2 protein-coding genes are annotated in these 849 nt (G+C 69.8%); one reads left to right on the top strand and one right to left on the bottom strand.

Translation table 11 applies throughout. The features are described from left to right. A partial coding sequence (locus AC1D15_RS35005) for a rhodanese-like domain-containing protein (protein WP_477829699.1) occupies positions 1-172 on the bottom strand: 172 nt, incomplete at its 3' end. 21 nt (positions 173-193) lie between these two features. Here AC1D15_RS35005 and selD point away from each other — a divergent pair. Continuing rightward, on the top strand, positions 194-849 hold a 656-nt coding region (selD, locus tag AC1D15_RS35000), incomplete at its 3' end, for a selenide, water dikinase SelD (protein WP_477829698.1).

The following is an 849-nucleotide window of genomic DNA, read 5'->3' as shown; positions in this document are numbered from 1 at the left end:
AGGTGGTACCGACGATGCGGCGCTCGTCGTCGCTGAGCACCGGGCAGTTGATCGCGCCGGGGATGTGGTCGAGCGCGTACTCGGCCGGCGTGCGCACGTCGATCAGCACGCTGAACGACGGCAGGTCCTCGACCGTGGTGGGCTTGTGGCTCAACGGCGTGCCCCCCGGCATTTTTTGATCGACACTTCGATGATGATGACCGAACCCATCCGACTCACGTCCTTCTCTCACGGCGGTGGCTGCGGCTGCAAGATCGCACCCGGCGTGCTGGCCGACATCCTCGCCCGCGCGCCGCAGGGCCTGGTGCCGCCCGAGCTGATGGTGGGCACCGAGACCGCCGACGATGCGGCGGTGTACCGGCTGAACGACCAGCAGGCCTTGGTGGCCACCACCGACTTCTTCACGCCGATTGTCGACGACCCGCGCGACTTCGGCCGCATCGCGGCGACGAACGCGATCTCCGACATCTACGCGATGGGCGGCACGCCGATCATGGCGCTGGCGCTGGTCGGCATGCCGCTGGACAAGCTGCCGCCGGCCGTCATCGGCGCGATCCTTGAGGGCGGCGCGAGCATCTGCSGCGAAGCCGGCATCCCGATCGCCGGCGGCCATTCGATCGACGTGCTGGAGCCGATCTACGGGCTGGTCGCGCTCGGCCTGGTGCACCCCGACCGGGTGCGCCGCAACGCCGACGCGCGCGACGGCGACGTGCTGGTGCTGGGCAAGCCGCTCGGCGTCGGCATCCTGTCGGCCGCGCTGAAGAAGGGTGTGCTGGATGCGGCGGGGTATGCGGAGATGCTGCGCCACACGACGCAGCTGAACCGCGTCGGCAGCGAACTGGGCGCGCT

This window comes from Rhizobacter sp. P2_H2, assembly GCF_056403375.1.
The sequence above is the reverse complement of the archived record's forward strand: the minus strand, read 5'-3'. Positions and strand labels throughout refer to the sequence as shown.